The sequence below is a fragment of the Tateyamaria sp. ANG-S1 genome, from assembly GCF_000814025.1.
Lineage (GTDB): Bacteria > Pseudomonadota > Alphaproteobacteria > Rhodobacterales > Rhodobacteraceae > Tateyamaria.
In genome coordinates, this window is record NZ_JWLL01000003.1 from 490355 (window position 1) to 509770 (window position 19416).

Annotated in this window: 19 protein-coding genes; 11 read left to right on the top strand and 8 right to left on the bottom strand. The window is 62.8% G+C overall.

What is annotated here, in order from left to right:
• Positions 1-73 precede the first annotated feature (73 nt).
• The 4 genes from dddP (at position 74) to RA29_RS04280 (ending at position 6041) form a co-directional block, all read left to right on the top strand.
• Positions 74-1417, top strand: coding sequence for a dimethylsulfonioproprionate lyase DddP (dddP, locus tag RA29_RS04260; RefSeq protein ID WP_039683193.1), 1344 nt, complete (start codon positions 74-76; stop codon positions 1415-1417).
• Positions 1418-1607: 190 nt separating this feature from the next.
• Positions 1608-3566, top strand: coding sequence for a LodA/GoxA family CTQ-dependent oxidase (locus RA29_RS04265; protein ID WP_052249458.1), 1959 nt, complete (start codon positions 1608-1610; stop codon positions 3564-3566).
• Positions 3566-4654, top strand: a complete 1089-nt coding sequence (locus RA29_RS04275) for a tryptophan 7-halogenase (protein ID WP_052249459.1) — start codon at positions 3566-3568, stop codon at positions 4652-4654. Before RA29_RS04265 ends, RA29_RS04275 begins: the two co-directional genes overlap by 1 nt.
• Positions 4655-4805: 151 nt before the next feature.
• A complete protein-coding gene (locus RA29_RS04280; protein WP_039683199.1) occupies positions 4806-6041 on the top strand; it encodes a bifunctional alpha/beta hydrolase/OsmC family protein in 1236 nt (411 codons plus the stop codon).
• A gap of 96 nt (positions 6042-6137) precedes the next feature.
• Here RA29_RS04280 and RA29_RS04285 read toward each other — a convergent pair whose 3' ends face one another.
• Entirely contained in the window at positions 6138-6737 is a 600-nt protein-coding gene (locus RA29_RS04285) for a biotin transporter BioY (protein WP_039683201.1), read from the bottom strand.
• A gap of 109 nt (positions 6738-6846) precedes the next feature.
• Positions 6847-7257, bottom strand: coding sequence for a DUF6314 family protein (locus tag RA29_RS04290; protein ID WP_039683956.1), 411 nt, complete (start codon positions 7255-7257; stop codon positions 6847-6849).
• A gap of 147 nt (positions 7258-7404) precedes the next feature.
• Here RA29_RS04290 and purB point away from each other — a divergent pair, with 147 nt between their 5' ends.
• The 5 genes from purB (at position 7405) to RA29_RS04310 (ending at position 12037) form a co-directional block, all read left to right on the top strand.
• Positions 7405-8712, top strand: coding sequence for an adenylosuccinate lyase (gene purB, locus RA29_RS04295; protein ID WP_039683203.1), 1308 nt, complete (start codon positions 7405-7407; stop codon positions 8710-8712).
• A gap of 146 nt (positions 8713-8858) precedes the next feature.
• Positions 8859-9023 (top strand): carbohydrate-binding module family 14 protein, encoded by a 165-nt coding sequence (locus RA29_RS22750; RefSeq protein WP_152612928.1) that lies wholly within the window; start codon positions 8859-8861, stop codon positions 9021-9023.
• A gap of 87 nt (positions 9024-9110) precedes the next feature.
• On the top strand, positions 9111-9716 hold the full coding sequence (locus tag RA29_RS04300; protein ID WP_039683205.1) for a hypothetical protein: 606 nt from the start codon (positions 9111-9113) through the stop codon (positions 9714-9716).
• A gap of 84 nt (positions 9717-9800) precedes the next feature.
• Complete coding sequence (locus tag RA29_RS04305) at positions 9801-10892, top strand: FliG C-terminal domain-containing protein (RefSeq protein ID WP_082029427.1); 1092 nt, start codon at positions 9801-9803, stop codon at positions 10890-10892.
• A 230-nt stretch (positions 10893-11122) separates the two neighbouring features.
• Positions 11123-12037, top strand: coding sequence for a lysophospholipid acyltransferase family protein (locus RA29_RS04310; protein ID WP_039683209.1), 915 nt, complete (start codon positions 11123-11125; stop codon positions 12035-12037).
• Here the strand turns inward: RA29_RS04310 and RA29_RS04315 are convergent.
• A complete protein-coding gene (locus tag RA29_RS04315) occupies positions 12030-12722 on the bottom strand; it encodes a DUF1223 domain-containing protein (protein ID WP_039683211.1) in 693 nt (230 codons plus the stop codon). The genes RA29_RS04310 and RA29_RS04315 overlap by 8 nt on opposite strands.
• A 252-nt stretch (positions 12723-12974) precedes the next feature.
• On the opposite strand from RA29_RS04315, the gene acnA reads away from it, so the two are divergent.
• Entirely contained in the window at positions 12975-15662 is a 2688-nt protein-coding gene (acnA, locus tag RA29_RS04320; RefSeq protein ID WP_039683213.1) for an aconitate hydratase AcnA, read from the top strand.
• Positions 15663-15724: 62 nt separating this feature from the next.
• The gene (locus tag RA29_RS04325; RefSeq protein ID WP_039683214.1) at positions 15725-16426 is read left to right on the top strand and encodes an SDR family oxidoreductase; all 702 of its coding nucleotides are present in this window, start codon (positions 15725-15727) and stop codon (positions 16424-16426) included.
• A 204-nt stretch (positions 16427-16630) separates the two neighbouring features.
• Here RA29_RS04325 and RA29_RS04330 read toward each other — a convergent pair whose 3' ends face one another.
• From RA29_RS04330 to ccmA, 5 genes are read right to left on the bottom strand one after another with little or no spacing between them, the layout of a single operon-like run.
• Positions 16631-17170 (bottom strand): DsbE family thiol:disulfide interchange protein, encoded by a 540-nt coding sequence (locus RA29_RS04330; RefSeq protein ID WP_039683216.1) that lies wholly within the window; start codon positions 17168-17170, stop codon positions 16631-16633.
• Entirely contained in the window at positions 17163-17318 is a 156-nt protein-coding gene (gene ccmD / locus RA29_RS04335) for a heme exporter protein CcmD (protein ID WP_039683218.1), read from the bottom strand. The genes RA29_RS04330 and ccmD overlap by 8 nt, the downstream gene beginning before the upstream one ends.
• Entirely contained in the window at positions 17318-18070 is a 753-nt protein-coding gene (locus RA29_RS04340; protein ID WP_039683220.1) for a heme ABC transporter permease, read from the bottom strand. Before RA29_RS04340 ends, ccmD begins: the two co-directional genes overlap by 1 nt.
• 47 nt (positions 18071-18117) lie before the next feature.
• Positions 18118-18774, bottom strand: coding sequence for a heme exporter protein CcmB (ccmB, locus tag RA29_RS04345; RefSeq protein WP_039683222.1), 657 nt, complete (start codon positions 18772-18774; stop codon positions 18118-18120).
• Complete coding sequence (gene ccmA, locus RA29_RS04350) at positions 18771-19385, bottom strand: heme ABC exporter ATP-binding protein CcmA (RefSeq protein WP_039683224.1); 615 nt, start codon at positions 19383-19385, stop codon at positions 18771-18773. The genes ccmB and ccmA overlap by 4 nt, the downstream gene beginning before the upstream one ends.
• Positions 19386-19416: the final 31 nt, after the last annotated feature.

Here is a 19416-nt window from a genome sequence, read left to right on the forward strand (position 1 = left end):
CAAAAGCCTGTCGGAATCTGGCAATTCGCCGCGCGCATTCCGCTGCACGCTGACCCGGCGGGAGGACAGCCAAATGAACCAGCATTACCGGGACAGCCGCAAGATCGATCCACGCCTTGGCGCGACACTTGGCGACGGCACACCAAACGATGCCAACCGGATCGAAATCGGCCCCACCCAACTTGCCTTTCAGGAGTGGGACGCTGCCGGGCTGACCCTGCCCAACCTCGCCAACATGCGCGAATACCGCTGGCGCAGGCTCACCCAACATATCGTGGACCGCGACTACGCGGGCCTTTTGATGTTCGACCCGCTCAACATCCGCTACGCCACCGACACCACCAACATGCAACTCTGGAACGCGCACAACCCGTTCCGCGCCGTGCTGCTGTGCGCCGACGGCTACATGGTGATCTGGGATTACAAGAACGCACCCTTTCTGTCCTCGTTCAACCCGCTGGTGCGCGAGGTCCGGCACGGTGCCGACCTGTTCTATTTCGACCGCGGCGACAAGGTCGACGTCGCTGCGGATCTGTTCGCCAACAGCGTGCGCGAGATCTGTGCCGCACATGCGCGCGGGCTGACACGCCTCGCCGTGGACAAGCCAATGGTCCACGGCCTGCGTGCACTTGAGGCACAGGGGTTCACCGTCATGGACGGCGAGGAAGTCACGGAGAAATCCCGTTCCATCAAGGGACCGGACGAGATCCTCGCCATGCGCTGCGCCGTGAACGCCTGCGAAGCCTCCGTACAAGCGATGGAAGATTTCGCACGCGCCAATGTCGGCGACGGCACAACGTGCGAGGATGACATCTGGGCCATCCTGCACGCCGAAAACATCAAACGTGGTGGCGAATGGATCGAAACGCGGCTCCTCTCCTCGGGCCCACGCACCAACCCGTGGTTTCAGGAATGCGGCCCCCGCGTGTGCCAGCAGAACGAGATCATAAGCTTCGACACCGACCTGATCGGCAGCTACGGCATCTGCGTGGACATCTCGCGCAGCTGGTGGATCGGGGACCAGACACCACGCGCCGAAATGGTCTACGCCATGCAGCACGCCCATGAACACATCATGCAGAACATGGAGATGATCAAACCCGGTGTCATGATCCCGGAGCTTACGGCAAACACCCACGTGCTGGACGACAAATTCCAGGCGCAGAAATACGGCTGCCTCATGCACGGCGTCGGTCTTTGCGATGAATGGCCCCTGGTCGCCTATCCGGATCAGGCTGTTACAGGCGCCTATGACTATCCGCTCGAACCCGGGATGGTCCTGTGTGTAGAGGCCGCAGTTGGCGCAGTGGGGGGCGACTTCAGCATCAAGCTCGAAGATCAGGTGCTGGTGACAGAGGACGGGTACGAAAACCTGATCACATACCCCTTCGACCCCGCATTGATGGGGCGGGCCTGACGCAAGGCACCCACCCCAAAGTTCATCGGAAAAAGCCCCACTCCATTTCCATTTTTTGGTGCAAGAGATTTTTTGAAAACAAATCGTAGGCCAATTGGCAATTCTCGCATAACGTGAAGTAAAGAAACGATTCTAAAATCGACCCAGACAAGTAATTGATTTTTATCAATGCATTTAAAAGGACCTGGAAATGGACGCCGGTGACATCAAAAGTATTTCGATCCATCCGGCCATTGGCGTTGCACGGGTCGGTAATTCCGAAGATGGGTATTTCCTCGCACCAGATGTCATTGGCGCGACACCGCAAGACAGCGATGGCTTCCGCGATGCCGAAGGGCGGCTGAAACGGCAAGTCGCTCGGTTCCGCATCTACGCCACGCTGAACTCCGGCGAGGTGCGCGAGGTCACGGCAGCCGAGGCGCAAATCAACTGGCGCGTCGAAATCGCCAATCTCAAAGCGGGCTGGTACGACTTCCAGCACGCCATGGACCTGCCCCCGGACCAGGTCTTTGAGCCGCCAAAACGCAACGCGAATTTCAACGGTGATGACCGGGACAGGCTCAGCATCCGGCCCTCCCCGCGCGACATCTCCGGCCCCAATCAAACCTCTGCGCCATTCGACGACGGGACATTCTTTGGCAAACCCGTCTATCTTGGCGAACTGCGCACGGACGAGGCTGGTCGGCTTTTGTTCTTCGGCGGCCACGGCCACTCCGCGCCGCTGGTGCCCGGCACCGCCCCCACCACATTCGCCAACAATGACGGCTGGCACGACGACACCAGCGACGGCCCGGTCCGGGCGACCGTCACCATCGGCGACACCGCGTTCGAGGCGACACCGGCCCACGTGATCGTCGCACCCCCCAATTTCGGACCGGGCCTCTTCGGCGTGGTCACGATGGATGATGTCGTACGCGACCTCTACTTCCGGGAAGGGATTTTGGAGCCGCCCACGACCACCAGCTTCACCCGCGACGTCTGGCCCATCTTCGAGCGTATGACCGGGCACCAATGGGTCTGCGACGGCATCCTGCTTTTGGCCGGTCAGGGCACACCGCTCGATGCCCGCGATCCCGACATCATCGCTCAAATGGCCGACCCGACCGACGCAAGCGCCACCTACCGCCAAGCTGTCTTCAACCTCTTCCGCAACAGCAACACCGAAGCGCTGAACCACGCCGCCCTGCCACCGTTCTATGGCGACACCTACGGCGACCGATATCTGGACGGCCCGAACAAGGGCAAGCTCGTGAATCCCGCGCGCGAGGATCTGTTCCTGACCAAAACCCAGTACCAACACCTGGAAAACTGGGCCTTAGGCCAGTTCGAAGCCGATTGGCAGGGCATCCCCACCGTCCCGGCCTTCGACGAAATCCCCACCTGCGACCAACCCCGCGAACTGGACCGCGCCGCACTGCACGAATGCCTCGGCGGGCCGTTCCACCCGGGGATCGAGATGACATGGCCCATGCGCCTCGCCTCCATGTGGAACCCCGACATCCCCTACCGCCTGCGCCCCCTGCCCGAAGGTGAGCCCGTCCGCCAGGATTACGGCGACACACTCAGCCGCGAACAGGCGCTTGCCTGGGACGGGCCATGGGGCCCAACAGGCCCCGGCAGCCTGACCCGCTGGATGGGCGTGCCCTGGCAGACGGACGAAGCGTCCTGCAATTCAGGTCTGGTCTATACGCCCAGCCTATATCTCTCCTCACCCAGCTTTTGGGGCGCCCGTGTCCCGAACCAGGTGTTACCGATCGAGGCCTATACTATTGCCACCACTCCGGAACTGGTCCCGCTTCAGGTACAACGCCACTTCAGCCATCGCCGCTTCTGGCTGCGCGATTTGCAGGGCACCGGCTATGCAGCACGGATCGACAACATGGTCCACAAATGGTGGATGACCGGTCTGGTCGAGGCGCACACGCCGCCCAAAGGGTCCGGTCTGCCCGATCCGTGCTTTGTCGAAACGGGCCGCTCACCGATCTTCACAGCGGGCGACCCAAGCCTGAAGCTGGCGCAAGATGTCGTCGCCCTGCAATCGACCGAAGAGCATGTCACAACGCTCGCCCGACGCGCGGCACCCAAAGCCGACGCCGACGAAGTGCTTGAGGAACAGACATTCGAGCGGCTGGGCCGGGGCGAGGTCTAATGCCGGAGGTTCTGATCGCAGGGGGCGGGCCTGCCGGGCTGGCCGCCGCGATCGCACTTGCAGAACGCCGGGTCAGTGTGACGGTTGTCGATCCCGGCGACTGCATCTCTCAGACGCGTGCCGAAATGCTCGCGCACGGCGCAGGTGCCATCATGCAACGGCTTGGCTTGGGCCAAGTGTTGGAAAACGCTCTCCGCATCAAAGCTGTCGAAAGCGTCTGGGGCAGTGCGCATCTCCAGTCTCACGGCGCAGCACCGGGGCTCGGCCTGCACGGTTGGGGCGTTGACCGCCACTCACTGAGCGTTGCTATGCGGAACCGCGCGATGACCATGGGCGTGAAGATCATCAAAGGACGGATCGGGCACACCCGCAAACACGACAGAGGTTGGCAGGTGGACATCTCCGAAAATGGAACCTCCCGAACGGCCACGCCCTCCTACCTGATCGACGCAACAGGCCGACCCAGCCACATCGCCCGTCGCAACGGTGCGACGGCCCTGCACGGTCCCAACCTTGTGGCATTGCTCTGGACTACCCCCAGTGAAGCCGAGCCGACCATGGTCGCCGAAGCAACCGAAGACGGCTGGTGGTACGCCGTGCCCAGTCGTAGCAGCTCAACCATCGCCTTTGTCACCAGCGCGGAAAACGCCAAACGGGCGCTGAGCGCACCGGGCACCATACTCGAGCATGCCGCACGCACCCTGACCCGCATTCCAATCCCGAAATCGACCACGCCTTGCGCAACAATGGACTGCCGCAGCGCCGTCCTCGACCGCGCAAGCGAGAGCGGATGGGTCGCGACAGGCGACGCAAGTGCGGCCTTCGACCCAATCTCATCCCAGGGGCTTTTCAACGCGCTCTCCGGCGGCTTCTTCGCCGGAAACGCCGTCGCGGACGCGGTCGAGGGCGACGCAGACGCCCCCATGATCTACGCCGCACTCGCTGCACGCACGGCGGAACGCACACACGCTAGCACGCACCTGCAATACGCCGCACTCCCCTTCGACACGCCCTTCTGGCGCGAGCGTGCGAACCTGAACTTCAAACCCAATCGCTCAGAAACCAAAGCCGAAGAACACGCACTCTAACAGTGTCGCCACGTCGTTAGCCCATCCGCCGACCGCCAATTTGGGCTCCACAAACGCACTGTGTCAGACTCACACCTCTGCGTGAGATACGTGTCATGTCCCTTCCATGCTTGGCCCGCGGCCCCCATTCTCCCTGCCAAGGAGACGACACATGCCCACCGAACGCATCACTTTCACCGGCCACGCCGGAACGCTCGACGCACGGCTGGACCTGCCCGAAGGGCCGCACCTGGCCACAGCGGTCTTCGCCCACTGCTTCACCTGCGGCAAGGACATCCCCGCCGCCCGACGCATCGCGGCAAGGCTGACCACAATGGGCATCGCAGTCCTGCGCTTCGACTTCACGGGTCTGGGCCACAGCGACGGCGAGTTCGCCAACACGTCCTTCACCTCGAACGTGCAGGACCTCGTCAAAGCCGTCGACTACCTCAACACCCGCGACATGCCCCCCGCCCTGCTGGTCGGCCATTCCTTGGGCGGCGCCGCCGTGCTGAAGGCTACGGCGCAGCTCGACCAGATCAAGGCCGTCGCCACCATCGGCGCACCCTTCGACCCCGAACACGTCACCCACAACTTCGCCGACGCCCTGCCCAAGATCATCGAAGAAGGCGAGTCTGAGGTCAGCCTCGGCGGCCGCCCCTTCCGCATCGGCAAAGGATTCATCGAAGACGTCGCCGAGGAAGCCCTGCACCCCGCCATCGCCCGGCTGAACGCCGCGCTGCTCGTCCTGCACGCCCCGCGCGACGCCATCGTCAGCATCGACAACGCGAGCGAGATTTTCCTCGCCGCCAAACACCCCAAAAGTTTCGTCACCCTCGACGATGCAGACCACCTCGTCACCAACGCGGACCACGCCGAATACGCCGCCGACATCATCGCGACCTGGGCCAAGAAATACCTGCAACTCAAACCGCCCGCCCCGCCCATCGGCGCACCTGAAGGCGTCGTGCGCAGTTCAGAAGCCGATCCAAAGGGTTTCCTACAGGACATCACCCACGGCACGCGGCATCACATCCTCGCCGATGAACCGCGCGCCTATGGCGGCACCAACCAGGGCCTGTCGCCCTACGGATTGCTCTCTGCCGGGCTTGCCGCCTGCACGTCCATGACCATCCGCATGTACGCGCGGCGCAAGGAGTGGCCACTGGATCACGTCCATGTCGATGTCAGCCACAACAAGGTCCACGCGCAGGACGCAAGCGGCACTCAAGGCGACAAGATTGACGAGTGGAAACGCCGGATCACGCTGACCGGCAAGCTTGACGACACACAACGCCAACGCCTGCTCGAAATAGCCGACAAATGCCCGGTGCACCGCACACTCGAACGCACATCGACGGTGCTCACGGAACTCGCACCCGCCAGCGAACTCCTTGAGACAACCTAGGGCATAAAGGGCTCAGGCCCGCAACCTGTCCCCAAAAATGAAACGAGGCGCGGTCCCACCCGGGGCCGCGCCTCTCATTTTAGCTCAGGCGTTGGATCAGCCGCGCGCGCGGCCAACCAGCTTCCAGGCCAGGGGCAGAACCAGCGCCGCCAGCGCCAGCTTCAGCGCGTCACCGATCAGGAAGGGCGTCAGACCCCACTCCAGGATCGGCTTGTCCCAGCCGTACAGTTGACCCAGCCACGCCAGACCGGGCACATAGATCAGCACGTTGCCGAGCAGCATGGCAACAGCCATCCACACAACCGACCGGTCCCAGCCGCGACGAGCCAGGGCGCCCAGCGCCAGCGTCGCCAGCACGTAACCGACCAGGTAACCGCCCGTGCCACCCATCATATATTCCAGACCGAACTTCTCGGCCGACGACCCGGCAAAGACGTCAAAGCCCAGCGCACCGACGATCATGTACCCCATGATGGTCACGAGGCCGAGACGCGCACCATAGGCCGCACCGATGGTCAGAACGGCAAATGTCCCCATGGTGATCGGAACGGGCCACATCGGCACCTTGATCTTTGCCGCAACCGCAAGAAAGGCGATGCCCAGCACCACAAGGGCCGCTTGCTTGATCCGCAGGGCGGTGCCCTCATTTGCGCCGAACGCTTCGCTCAGCACCTTGTTGTTCCATGTCGCTTCCATGAGGTCTCACCTGTCCAAGTGGCAAAAATTTGCGCATCTTGTGCCAAGCACATCCGCTTTCTGCAAGTGCAAAGCCAATGTTTGCGATCACAGACGCAGCGGCGCGGGCTCAGCGCCCGGAGGGACGAAAGTGATTGGTCATCACGTAGGACTTGCGCGGCCCCTCCACGGTCCATGTGGCACGAAAGTCCGGCCAGCCCGAGAAATCGTAGGATACATTATACGAATCCGGGTCGCACCAATGCGATGCCTCCCCCCCAGCCGCAGGCACCGTGTGAAAGAACCGCCCGTCATCGAAATAGACATGCAAGCCCGGCGTCCACAGATACCGCCGCTCCGCCTGCATGGGTGCGGCCCCGTCCATATACAATGTCCCCACCTCGGCATAGGCAAGGGCATCCCCCTGCGCCGTCCACGTCGCGCTCCCCGAGAACCGCGCGGGCGCACCGACCTTTGGAGTGATCACACGCTCGATCGCCCAAGCCCCCTCGAAATCCGCCAGCACCCGCTCAGTCGACATGGCGTGCCCCGGTGATGTCATCCGCCGCACCCGGTAGGACCACCAGCATCAGGGCAAAGCGTCTCATATCATGGCCTTCGTCTTGTCGTTCACCGGACCTCAGTCTAAGGACGCGGGCAACGATCCGACAGACATAAAAGGTGCCCCATGATCCCACGTTACTCCCGCCCCGACATGGTCGCGATCTGGGACCCGGCCACCAAGTTCCGCATCTGGTACGAGATTGAGGCGCACGCCTGTGACGCCATGGCCGATCTGGGCGTGATCCCCCGCGAAAACGCGGACGCCGTGTGGAAAGCCAAGGATGTCGAGTTCGACGTCGCCCGCATCGACGAGATCGAGGCCGTGACCAAACACGACGTCATCGCCTTCCTCACGCACCTCGCCGAACATGTGGGCAGTGAAGAGGCCCGCTTCGTCCACCAGGGCATGACCTCCTCGGACGTGCTCGACACCTGTTTCAACGTCCAGCTCACCCACGCCGCCGACATCCTGATCGCCGATCTCGAAGGGCTGCTCGCCGCCCTCAAGCGCCGCGCGTATGAGCACAAGGACACGGTCCGCATCGGGCGCAGCCACGGCATCCACGCGGAACCGACGACAATGGGCCTGACCTTTGCCCGCTTCTACGCCGAAATGGACCGCAACCTCAGCCGCATGCGTGACGCACGGGCCGAGATTGCCACCGGTGCGATCAGCGGCGCGGTCGGCACCTTCGCCAATATCGACCCCGCCGTCGAAGAACATGTCTGCGACAAGCTGGGCCTCGTCCCCGAACCAATCAGCACACAAGTCATCCCCCGCGACCGTCACGCTGCCTTCTTCGCCACCCTTGGCGTCGTGGCGAGTTCCATCGAAAACATCGCCGTTGAAATCCGCCACATGCAGCGGACCGAAGTACTTGAAGGGGCCGAATTCTTCTCCATGGGCCAAAAAGGCTCCTCGGCCATGCCGCACAAGAAAAACCCCGTCTTGACCGAGAACCTGACGGGCCTCGCCCGCATGGTCCGCTCCGCTGTGATCCCGGCGATGGAGAACGTGGCCCTCTGGCACGAACGCGACATCAGCCACTCGTCGGTGGAACGCATGATCGGCCCCGACGCCACCATCACGCTCGACTTCGCTCTCGCGCGTCTCACCAGCGTCATCGACAAGATGCTGATCTTCCCCGAGAACATGCTGGAAAACATGAACAAGTTCCCCGGCCTCGTGATGAGCCAGCGGGTACTCCTGGCCCTGACCCAAGCGGGCGTGAGCCGCGAAGACGCCTACACCTACGTCCAGCGCAATGCGCTCAAGGTCTGGGAACACCGTACCGATTTCAAGGAAGAGTTGCTGGCAGATGCGGACGTCACCGCAGCCCTCAGCCCCGCAGAGATCGAGGAAAAGTTCGATCTTGGCTACCACACCAAGCATGTCGACACGATCTTCGCCCGCGTCTTCGCCGAGGAGTGAACGGGCTTGGGCGGAGGACACCTCCGCCTTACGATTGCCCCGCAGATATGCAGTAAGGCGCATCCTGATGCGCCCAAACCTGTTTTCCTTTGGCAGAACGGCCCATCCGCCCTACCCTTACGTCACCCGAACAAAGGAGACGAAGGATGAAGACCAAAACCGTTCTGGTGGCGCTGGCCCTCACGCTCGCCCCCACACTCAGCCTCGCCATGGGCTGCAACTACGGCAAGCTCGAACAACAGGCGATGTCCTGTGCAGCGGGCACCGTCTATGACGCCGACACCAACAGCTGCGTGGCCACCACCGGCTGACGCTCACGTTTTCGTGATCGCATAAGACCGAGGTGCGACGGGTTACCTCTACATCGAACCTGACGCACCTCACGACGGAGACTTACAATGTTGCGCACGCTGATCCTGACCACCGCCATCGCTTCGGCGCTCGCCCTGCCCACAACCGGCTTTGCCGCAGGCAGCGATGATAACGCCAAACCAAAGAAAACGGAAACCACCCAGAACTGCCTGAACGTGCGCCAGTGGGACCCTGAGCAGAACGCTTATGTCCGCTTCTCGCAGCCCGTCAACGGCGTCTGGGACGCCAAGATCGGCAAATGCGTGCGCCCCGACAAGACGTCCTATTTGGACGCCGATGAGCTTTACAAAGCCGTGCGCGAACTGGCCTATGCCGGGCGATACAACGAAGCAAACACCGTCCTCGACCAGATGCCTGACCAGGCCGAAGACCGCGTGCTGACCTATCGCGGCTTCACCGCCCGCAAAACCGGCCAACTGGAACTGGCCAACGTCTTTTACCAACAAGCCATCGACGCGAACCCCGACAACATCCTCGCCCGCTCCTACATGGGCCAAGGCAAGGTGGTCGAGGGCGACACAGTCGCCGCCATGATCCAACTGCGCGAGATCCAAGAGCGCGGCGGTGCCGGCACCTGGGCCGAAGCCAGCCTGCGCGACGCCATCGAAACCGGGACCACCTACAACTACTAAATCCACGCCCACAGTGAGGGGTCAGGTTGAGGGATTCTCAACCTTTGCCTGCCACAACGATGCCAAATCGTTTCGAGGCAGGACATGACAGACTTGGTACCCATGTCCGCCGCCCCTGCACCTATGCAGCCGGGCGGCGGCGTTTCTTTGACCCCTGCTCCCGTGGCACGCCCTCCCGCGAACCTGTCCCGCCGGGCCAAGGCGGCCATTGTCGTGCGGCTTCTGCTGAACGAAGGGGCCGACATCCCGCTTGAGGAGCTACCGGAAGACCTGCAAGCGCATCTGACCAAGGCGATGGGCTCCATGCGTGTCGTCGACCGCGACACGTTGCAAGCAATCGCTGCCGAATTCGCGGAAGAGGTTGAGCGGATCGGCCTCAGCCTCCCCGGCAGCATGGCGGGCGCGCTCGACGCGCTTGATGGCAAGATCAGCGCCCAAACCGCGGCCCGCCTGCGCAAAGAGGCGGGCGTGAAACGCGGCGGCGACCCGTGGCAGCGCATCCGCGAGATGGACGCCGACAAACTGGTCCCCATCCTCGAAGACGAAAGCGTTGAGATTGCCGCCGTCATGCTGTCCAAACTCGACGTGTCCAAAGCCGCCGAGCTTCTGGGCCTGCTGCCCGGCCCACGCGCCCGTTCCATCACATATGCCGTATCGCAAACCGGCGCGGTCACGCCCGAAGCCGTCGAACGCATCGGCCTCTCGCTCGCCAGCCAGATGGACGCAGAGCCGCTGCGCGCCTTCGACAATGGCCCGGTGGAACGTGTGGGCGCGATCCTCAACTCCTCCACATCGTCGACGCGCGATGACATGCTGGCAGGGCTCGATGAAACTGACGAAGGCTTCGCCACGGCCGTCCGCAAGGCGATCTTTACCTTCGCCAATGTCCCGACCCGCATCGCCCCGCGCGATGTCCCCCGCATCCTGCGGAACATCGAACAGGAGGATCTGGTCACAGCCTTTGCTGGCGCCCCCGATATGGGCCTCGACACATCGGTCGAGTTTGTTCTGAACAACATGTCGGCCCGCATGGCCGATCAGTTGCGGGAAGAGGTGCAGGAAGCCGGAAAACAGAAACCGGCAGAGGTCGAGGATGCGATGGGCAATATCGTCAAGGCGATCCGCGACATGGAAGCCTCTGGCGATCTGATGCTCATCACCGAGGACGAAGAATAGCGCCCCGGGCAGCCTCGATACTGGCAACAACTGGCCCGGCCTGGCAGGTAAACGGCTACACACAGGCACGGATGGCAGACGATTTGGGCAGCATCTCAGCAACGTGCCCGGCCAACGACATCGCCGACACGCCGATCCCAAACGGTGTTCTTGTGAACCCGGGGGCCTGGTTCTATGTCTGTCCGTGATTTCCTGTGCTGCAAGGCAGTGCGCTCATCACATGGACCCGAATGCGACACGACCCCGAAGATTTGCCATGGCAGACACGGTTGGCCTATCTGGCCACAAACGCCGTCGCACGCGGATGTATCGGTGCAGCGCTCGCACTGCCCTACAAGTGGCGCGTGCCCTTCATGGGATGGATCCTCTCGCATATTGTCGGCCCCGCGGCCGGGTTCAAACGCCGCGCCGCCGAACACATCGCCTTTGTCCTGCCCGATCTGCCCAGCACCGAACACGAGCGCATCGCGCGCGAAAGCCTGAACAATGCAGGCCGCACGCTGATCGAAAACTATTCAACCGGCGCACTCCTGGCCCGCCAAAAGTCGGCCCAGATCGAAGGGCCCGGCATCGCCGCACTTGAACAGGCAGCACAAACCGGGCAGCCCGTGGTCCTCGTCACCGGGCACTTCGGCAATTACGAAGCACTGCGCGCCACCCTCGTGGGACGCGGCTTTGACGTGGGCGGGCTCTACCGCGACATGTCAAACCCGTATTTCAACGCCCACTATGTACGCACCATGCAGGCGTTTGGCGGCCCCGTCTTCGCTCAGGGACGCAAGGGCACCGCCGGGTTCGTCCGGCACCTCAAAGCGGGCGGACAACTGGTCCTGCTCTTCGATCAGCATGTCCAGCGCGCACCTATCCTCGACTTTCTCGGCCATCCAGCCCGCACTGCTGTCTCCGCGGCCGAGCTGGCTCTGCGGTACAACGCCCTGCTGATACCCTTCTACGGTATCCGCAAACCTGACGGGCTCACCTTCGACTGTGTGATGGAGGATCCCATTGCCCATTCAGACCCTGAAACGATGACGCAGTCGATGAATGACAGCATCGGCGCGCGTATCCGGGCCAACCCGGAACAATGGCTCTGGGTCGCAAGACGCTGGCGTACGGATGAATACTACCCGGACCTGGCTACCTGATCTGCGCCGCAGCCAGAATGGGACCATCCACACCCTTCTGCACCATCACGACCAGCGGCTTGTCGCCCGGCGCATCCGCCTCAATCGCAAGGTCCGTCACCCCGTCCCACTGCTGCAGGATCTTCCAGCCTTCGGTGACATTGGCATAGGTGAGCGTGTGGCCCGCATTCTCGCCCCGCGTGATCCGCGCCGTTCGTTCGGGGGTATAGCGGACCATCTGCACAACAAGCGGCCCGCTCGGCGTGGCACTTTGGGCCAGAATGCTGACACGGTCACCGGACTTGGTGATGGCCAGCGTGACCGGTGTTGTCTTAGCCGCATAATCCGAAATCACGCGCGACAGCTCCATGGGTCGCGCGCCCACGATGTCAGTCTCGCCATTGATGATCATCTGCGGCGTGTAGACGGACCGACGGCCCGCCGCGACCGCATAGGCCCGCTGCCGCTTGGCATAGGCGGGGTCGGCAAACTCATCCTTCCACCCGATGTAATCCCAGTAATCCACATGCAGCGCCAGCGCGATCACGTCATCCCGCTTGGCCAACTCATGCATCAGCTTGTCCGCAGGCGGACAGGACGAACACCCCTGCGAGGTAAACAGCTCAACCACAACGGGCGACTGCGCCGCAGCAGGTGTGACAAGGCTGGCAAGAGCCGCAAAGGCAAGGGGAATCAGGCGTTTCATCACGGTCGCACGCTACCTGTGTCGGGAGGAGTTTCGAGGTGTATAGCGTACCTATGAGAGACTCACCCCAAGCGCCAATCAAGGTTTGTTGAGCGTATGTGACAGCCCGATCACGACATTGCGCGCAAAAACTGTATGCAATAGTATACAAAATCGTCGCAGGCATCCCAAATGCGGTTGATCGCACCCGCACACTTGGGGCATGACGCACCCAAAGATTTGCCCCATCCGCTTCAGGAAAGGAAAAACCCCATGCCCATCACCGTAGGCCACGACACCGCCAAGACGCGCAAGACGCTGACCGTCGGCGGCCAGTCCATCGACTACTACTCCATCCCCGCCGCGACAGACGCGGGCCTGGGTGACTTCGCCAACCTGCCCGCCGCGCTGAAGGTGGTGCTAGAAAACATGCTGCGCTTTGAAGATGGCAAGACCGTCAGCGTGGACGACATCAAGGCCTTCGCCGAATGGGGTGCCAAGGGCGGCAAGAACCCCCGCGAAATCGCCTATCGCCCCGCCCGCGTGCTGATGCAGGACTTCACCGGCGTGCCCGCCGTGGTGGACCTTGCTGCCATGCGCGACGGTCTGGTGGCCCTCGGTGGCGATCCCGAAAAGATCAACCCGCTGAACCCCGTTGACCTCGTCATCGACCACTCGGTGATGATCGACGAGTTCGGCAACCCCCGCGCCTTCCAGATGAACGTGGACCGCGAATACGAACGGAACATGGAACGCTACACGTTCCTGAAATGGGGCCAGTCCGCATTCAACAACTTCCGCGTCGTGCCCCCGGGCACCGGCATTTGCCACCAGGTGAACCTCGAATACCTGGCCCAGACGGTCTGGACCGACACGGATCAGAACGGCGCCGAGGTTGCCTACCCCGACACGCTTGTCGGCACTGACAGCCACACCACCATGGTCAACGGCGCCGCCGTCCTCGGCTGGGGCGTCGGCGGGATCGAGGCTGAGGCCGCCATGCTTGGCCAGCCGATCTCCATGCTCATCCCAGAAGTGATCGGTTTTGAATTGACCGGCTCCATGGTCGAAGGGACCACCGGCACCGACCTCGTCCTGAAAGTCGTCGAAATGCTGCGCGCCAAGGGCGTCGTCGGCAAATTCGTCGAATTCTACGGCGAAGGGCTCGACCGCCTGCCGCTCGCCGACCGCGCGACCATCGCCAACATGGCCCCCGAATACGGCGCCACCTGCGGCTTCTTCCCCATCGACGACGAAACACTCCGCTACCTGCGCAACACCGGCCGGGACGAGGACCGCATCGCCCTGGTCGAAGCCTACGCCAAGGAAAACGGCTTCTGGCGCGGCGCGGACTACGCGCCGGTCTACACCGACACGCTCCACCTCGACATGGGCACCATCGTACCCGCCATCTCCGGCCCCAAACGCCCGCAGGACTATGTGGCGCTGACAGACGCCAAAGCGGCTTTCACCAAGGAAATGGAAGAAACCTTCAAGCGGCCCATGGGCAAGGAAGTCGCGGTCGAGGGCGAAGACTACACCATGGAATCGGGCAAGGTCGTGATCGCCTCGATCACATCCTGCACGAACACGTCGAACCCCTACGTGATGATCGGCGCGGGCCTCGTGGCACGCAAGGCCGCCGCACTGGGTCTTGACCGCAAGCCATGGGTGAAAACCTCGCTGGCCCCCGGCTCGCAGGTGGTTTCCGCCTACTTGGAGGCCGCAGGCCTGCAAGAAGACCTCGACAAGATCGGCTTCAACCTCGTGGGCTACGGCTGCACCACCTGTATCGGCAACTCCGGCCCGATCCAGCCGGAAATCTCCAAAGCCATCGCAGACGGCGATCTGGTCGCCACCTCGGTCCTCTCCGGCAACCGCAACTTCGAAGGTCGTATTTCGCCCGATGTGCGCGCCAACTACCTCGCGTCCCCGCCGCTGGTCGTGGCCTACGCGCTGGCCGGTACGCTCGACATCAACCTCGCCTCTGACCCCATCGCACAGGACAAGGACGGCAACGACGTCTTCCTGAAGGACATCTGGCCCACCAGCCAGGAGGTCGCCGAGCTGGTCGAAGCAACCGTGACCCGCGAAGCCTTCCAGGAAAAATATGCCGAAGTCTTCACCGGCGACGAAAAGTGGCAAGGCGTGGAAACCACGGACCAGAAAACCTACGACTGGCCGCCCGCGTCGACATACGTCCAGAACCCGCCCTACTTCCAGGGCATGTCGCCCGAGCCGGGCGTGATCACCAACATCGACGGGGCCAAGGTTCTGGCCATCCTCGGCGACATGATCACCACGGACCACATCTCGCCCGCCGGTTCGTTCAAGGAAAGCACTCCCGCCGGTCGCTACCTGACCGACCGCCAGGTCCAACCGCGCGAGTTCAACTCCTACGGCTCCCGTCGCGGCAACCACGAGATCATGATGCGCGGCACCTTCGCCAACATCCGGATCAAGAACGAGATGCTGGACGGCGTCGAAGGCGGCTACACACTTGGGCCGGACGGCGACCAGACCTCGATCTTCGAGGCGTCGATGGCGCACCAGGACAACGGCACCCCACTCGTGATCTTCGGCGGCGAACAATACGGCGCGGGTTCGTCCCGCGACTGGGCGGCCAAAGGCACGGCACTCTTGGGCGTCAAAGCGGTCATCGCTGAATCGTTCGAACGCATCCACCGCTCGAACCTCGTCGGCATGGGCGTCATCCCGTTCGAGTTCACAAACGGCGACACGCGCAAATCGCTGGGCCTCAAAGGTGACGAAACTGTCTCCATCTCCGGCCTCGACACGATCCAGCCGCTGCAGGAAGTGCCCTGCACCATCACCATGGGTGACGGCACGGTGAAAGAGATCATGCTCAAGTGCCGGATCGATACCGCGATTGAGATTGAATACATCGAACACGGCGGCGTTCTGCACTACGTGCTGCGCAACCTTGCGTCTGCCGCCTAAAGCAGATGTGATACCACCAGAACGGGCGCCCCTCGGGGCGCCCTTTTTGTTGGGAGAATGCCATGAAAACCGCACTCGTCACCGGAGCAGCCCGCGGCCTCGGACACGCCATCGCCCTCAATCTGGCCCAGGATCACAACGTCGCCATCACATGGCGCAGCACCGCGCCGACCGGCATGCTCACCGATCACCCCAATATCGCAGACTTCCAGATCGACCTTTCCAACCCGAACGCAACAGCCGCCCTGCCCAAACGTGTCATCGACCAGTTCGGCAGTCTCGACATCATCGTCAACAACGCGGGCAGCATCCTGACCGATGACGCGCAAAACTACGACGCCCAAAAGATCGCCACCAATTTCAACGTCAACGTAAACGCCCCCATGGGCCTCGTTGCAGCTGCGCTGCCGCATCTCCACCCCGGTGCGGCCATCGTCAACATCTCGTCCCAAAATGCCCGCCTGCCGGCCATGGTCGCGCACAGCTATTCGGCCAGCAAAGCCGCGCTCGACACATGGACCAAAATCGCCGCCAAAGCGCTCGGCCCCAAAGGCATCCGCGTCAACGCCGTCGCCCCCGGCGCAGTCAACACGCCCGAAGCGACCCGCCCCGACGACATCACAGACATGATCATCAACGACAGCGCCTTGCGCCGCATGGCCACGCCCGAAGACATCGCCGCCGCCGTCCGCTTCCTCGCCTCCGGCGCGGCAGGTGCGATCACCGGCGCAATCCTCGACGTCAACGCAGGCTATCGCTTATAACCGGCGCGGACCGGTCTGGGGCTCCGCCCATTCGGACCTCAAACACTCTCCCAGAGTGTTTGCCGCTGCGCGGACCGGTCCGAATTCCCTGTTTCAAAAAAATCCCCGCCGGAGGCTCCCGACATCTCCGTCAGAAGCCTCCGGCGGTGGTATTTTCAGTCAGAAGAAACAAGGCGGATCAAAGTGTAATGCGCCGCTAGGCGCTCAATTTGACAGCGCTTTTTCCAGCGCGGGCAGGAACCGGTTCTCGTAGTCCGCCCCAACTAACGGCCCCTGAAAACGGAAAAGAACGGTCCCGTCCGCATCCAGAATGAAAGTCTCCGGCGGTGCGGTCACACCCCAGTCAATGGCCGACCGCGCAGCCGGATCAAAAGCGACGGCCACAAACGGATTGCCATCCTCATCCAGATACTTTGACGCAGGACCCTCGGTATCCCGGAAATTCACCCCGATGATCGGCATACCCTCGGCCGCCATCTCCAAGAGCTTCGGATGCTCAGCCCGGCAGGGCGGGCACCAGGACGCCCAGAAGTTCACAAGCGTGACCTCACCCCGCACCAGATCGCCCTCGGCCACAGGCGTATAATCGGCAAGCTGCGCCTCCGTCAGCGGCGGCGCAGGCGCACCAATCCGGGTTGAGGGCAACTCATCCGGATTCTCGCGAAACATGCCCACGGCGGCCAGCGCGACGAAGCCCGCAAAAATCCCGATGGGGGCCAGCATCAACGGCGACAGCTTAGCCATTGCGACCACTCCGCCGCTCCACGGCCTCCATCTCGGCGCGCACCTTACGCCCACGCCAGACGGTCAGCACAACGATAGCGACCAACAGCACAATCGACACCGCATAGGCCGACAGCACCGCTTCGGCATATTTCCCAAGATCAGGCATCACGCCTCCTCCGCCCGCAAGCCCGCGCCCCGCGTCTCACGCGCCATCAACGCACGCGTCCGACGCACCCGTATCTCGGTCCCCGTCCGGTACAGAACCAGCGCCAGGAACAGCAGGACAAACCCGGCAATGCAGACCAGCAGCGGGAAGTAGAACACGTCCGCCACATTCTCTTCCTTATCGAGGCTCAGCGACGCCCCCTGATGCAGCCCCTGGTTCCAGAACAGCACCGCATAACGGCTCAGCACAGCAAAAACGGTGCCGACCAGACACAGGATCGAGGTCAAATCCGCCGCCGTATCGGGATCCTCAATCGCCTCCCATAAGGCCACATAGCCCAGATAAAACAGAAAAAGGATCAGGAACGAGGTCAGCCGCGGATCCCACGCCCACCACGTCCCCCACATCGGCTGCCCCCAGATGGCACCGGTAAACAGCGCAATCAACGTCATCACAATGCCCACGGGTGCCGCCGCACGGGCCGCAAGGGCCGACACATGGTGCCGCCGCACGATCCAGATCAGCGAGGCCACCAGCATCATGAACCACGCATTGATCGCCATCAGCGCTGACGGCACATGCAGGTAGATGATCTTGACGGTCGAGCCTTGCCGGAAGTCATCCGGGGTAAAGAAGAACCCCCAGATCAGCCCCACGACCAGGCATATCCCGGACCCCCACCACAGCCACGGCTGCACGCGCTCGCTCAGACGCAGAAACTTGACAGGGTTGGCGTATTCCCAAAGTGACATGTCTGATATCTAACCCCTCGCAGGCCCCATCTCAATCGACATCCGCGTTATCTCAGGTTCACCCGCAGCACAGCCCCTGCGGCAAATGGCATCGCCGCCAGCACGGCAAGCGTGATCCCCGCCAAAAGCAGCAGCGGCGTACCAGAGTCCAGGCCCTCCGCCGCCCGCCGCGCCGCCTCCGCCCCAAAGATCAACGTCGGCACATAAAGCGGCAAAACCAGGAGCGACAGCAAGAGCCCCCCACGCTTAATCCCGACAGTCAGCGCCGCACCAAAGGCCCCAATCATCGACAGCGCAGGCGTCCCGAGGGCAAGGCTCAACACCAGCACACCATACCCAGACGGCGCCAAATTCAGCAGAACGCCCAACACAGGTGCCGCCAACACCAACGGCAAGCCCGTCGTCACCCAATGCGCTGCCGCCTTCACCGCCACGATCCCCTCCAGCGGCAGGGGTGAGGTCGCCAGCAAATCCAGCGCACCATCCTCCCAATCGACGGCCAAAAGCCGGTCCAGCGACAACAAGCACGCAAGCAGTGCCCCCAACCACAGCACCCCCGGCGCAATCTGCGTCAACAGCGCCGATTGCGGCCCGACACTGAATGGCACGAGCACGACGACAATCAGGAAAAACGCGAGCCCAAGGCCAAAACCACCCCCAGCCCGCAAGGCCAGCGCCAGATCACGGAAAAACAACGCCCTCATAGAAACGCCTCGTCCGCGGCATCCATCTCAGCCGCCGCCGCACGAAAGCCCGACACATCCAGCGTCTCGGCCTCAATCCCCAGATCAATATGCGTCGCCATCAACGCCGCCCCACCCCGCGCCAAATGCCCCCGCACAGCCTCGGCAAACAACGCAACCGATGCCGCATCCAGCGACACGGTCGGCTCATCCAGCACCCACACATCGCGCCCCGTCACCATCAACCGCGCGAGGCCCAAGCGACGTTTCTGCCCCGCCGACAACCGACCCGCAGGCCGATCCACCAACTCCTCCAGATCAAAGGCAGCCAGCGCAGGCGCAATATCCGACTGCCCAAAGACGGACGCCCAGAACCGCAAATTCTCTGCCACCGTCAATGCCGCCTTCAACCCATCCGCATGGGCGGCATAGGCAATCCGGTCGTCAGCCCCCGCCACGGTCCCGGCCATCGGCAGTTGCAACCCCGCCACCGTGCGCAGCAATGTCGTCTTACCGGACCCGTTCGGCCCCCGCAGCACCAGCGCCTGCCCCGCCCGCAGCGTAAAACCCACACCGGCCAGAACGGGCACCCCACCACGGCCCACGGCCAGATCAGTGACAGTCAATTCCATGAAACATGGCTAACCGATTGAGCGGCTTGCC

Coding starts and splice junctions, on each gene's coding strand:
- dddP (WP_039683193.1), top strand. CDS start 74: ATGAACCAGCATTACCGGGACAGCCGCAAGATCGATCCACGCCTTGGC.
- RA29_RS04265 (WP_052249458.1), top strand. CDS start 1,608: ATGGACGCCGGTGACATCAAAAGTATTTCGATCCATCCGGCCATTGGC.
- RA29_RS04275 (WP_052249459.1), top strand. CDS start 3,566: ATGCCGGAGGTTCTGATCGCAGGGGGCGGGCCTGCCGGGCTGGCCGCC.
- RA29_RS04280 (WP_039683199.1), top strand. CDS start 4,806: ATGCCCACCGAACGCATCACTTTCACCGGCCACGCCGGAACGCTCGAC.
- RA29_RS04285 (WP_039683201.1), bottom strand. CDS start 6,737: ATGGAAGCGACATGGAACAACAAGGTGCTGAGCGAAGCGTTCGGCGCA.
- RA29_RS04290 (WP_039683956.1), bottom strand. CDS start 7,257: ATGTCGACTGAGCGGGTGCTGGCGGATTTCGAGGGGGCTTGGGCGATC.
- purB (WP_039683203.1), top strand. CDS start 7,405: ATGATCCCACGTTACTCCCGCCCCGACATGGTCGCGATCTGGGACCCG.
- RA29_RS22750 (WP_152612928.1), top strand. CDS start 8,859: ATGAAGACCAAAACCGTTCTGGTGGCGCTGGCCCTCACGCTCGCCCCC.
- RA29_RS04300 (WP_039683205.1), top strand. CDS start 9,111: ATGTTGCGCACGCTGATCCTGACCACCGCCATCGCTTCGGCGCTCGCC.
- RA29_RS04305 (WP_082029427.1), top strand. CDS start 9,801: ATGACAGACTTGGTACCCATGTCCGCCGCCCCTGCACCTATGCAGCCG.
- RA29_RS04310 (WP_039683209.1), top strand. CDS start 11,123: ATGCGACACGACCCCGAAGATTTGCCATGGCAGACACGGTTGGCCTAT.
- RA29_RS04315 (WP_039683211.1), bottom strand. CDS start 12,722: ATGAAACGCCTGATTCCCCTTGCCTTTGCGGCTCTTGCCAGCCTTGTC.
- acnA (WP_039683213.1), top strand. CDS start 12,975: ATGCCCATCACCGTAGGCCACGACACCGCCAAGACGCGCAAGACGCTG.
- RA29_RS04325 (WP_039683214.1), top strand. CDS start 15,725: ATGAAAACCGCACTCGTCACCGGAGCAGCCCGCGGCCTCGGACACGCC.
- RA29_RS04330 (WP_039683216.1), bottom strand. CDS start 17,170: ATGGCTAAGCTGTCGCCGTTGATGCTGGCCCCCATCGGGATTTTTGCG.
- ccmD (WP_039683218.1), bottom strand. CDS start 17,318: ATGCCTGATCTTGGGAAATATGCCGAAGCGGTGCTGTCGGCCTATGCG.
- RA29_RS04340 (WP_039683220.1), bottom strand. CDS start 18,070: ATGTCACTTTGGGAATACGCCAACCCTGTCAAGTTTCTGCGTCTGAGC.
- ccmB (WP_039683222.1), bottom strand. CDS start 18,774: ATGAGGGCGTTGTTTTTCCGTGATCTGGCGCTGGCCTTGCGGGCTGGG.
- ccmA (WP_039683224.1), bottom strand. CDS start 19,385: ATGGAATTGACTGTCACTGATCTGGCCGTGGGCCGTGGTGGGGTGCCC.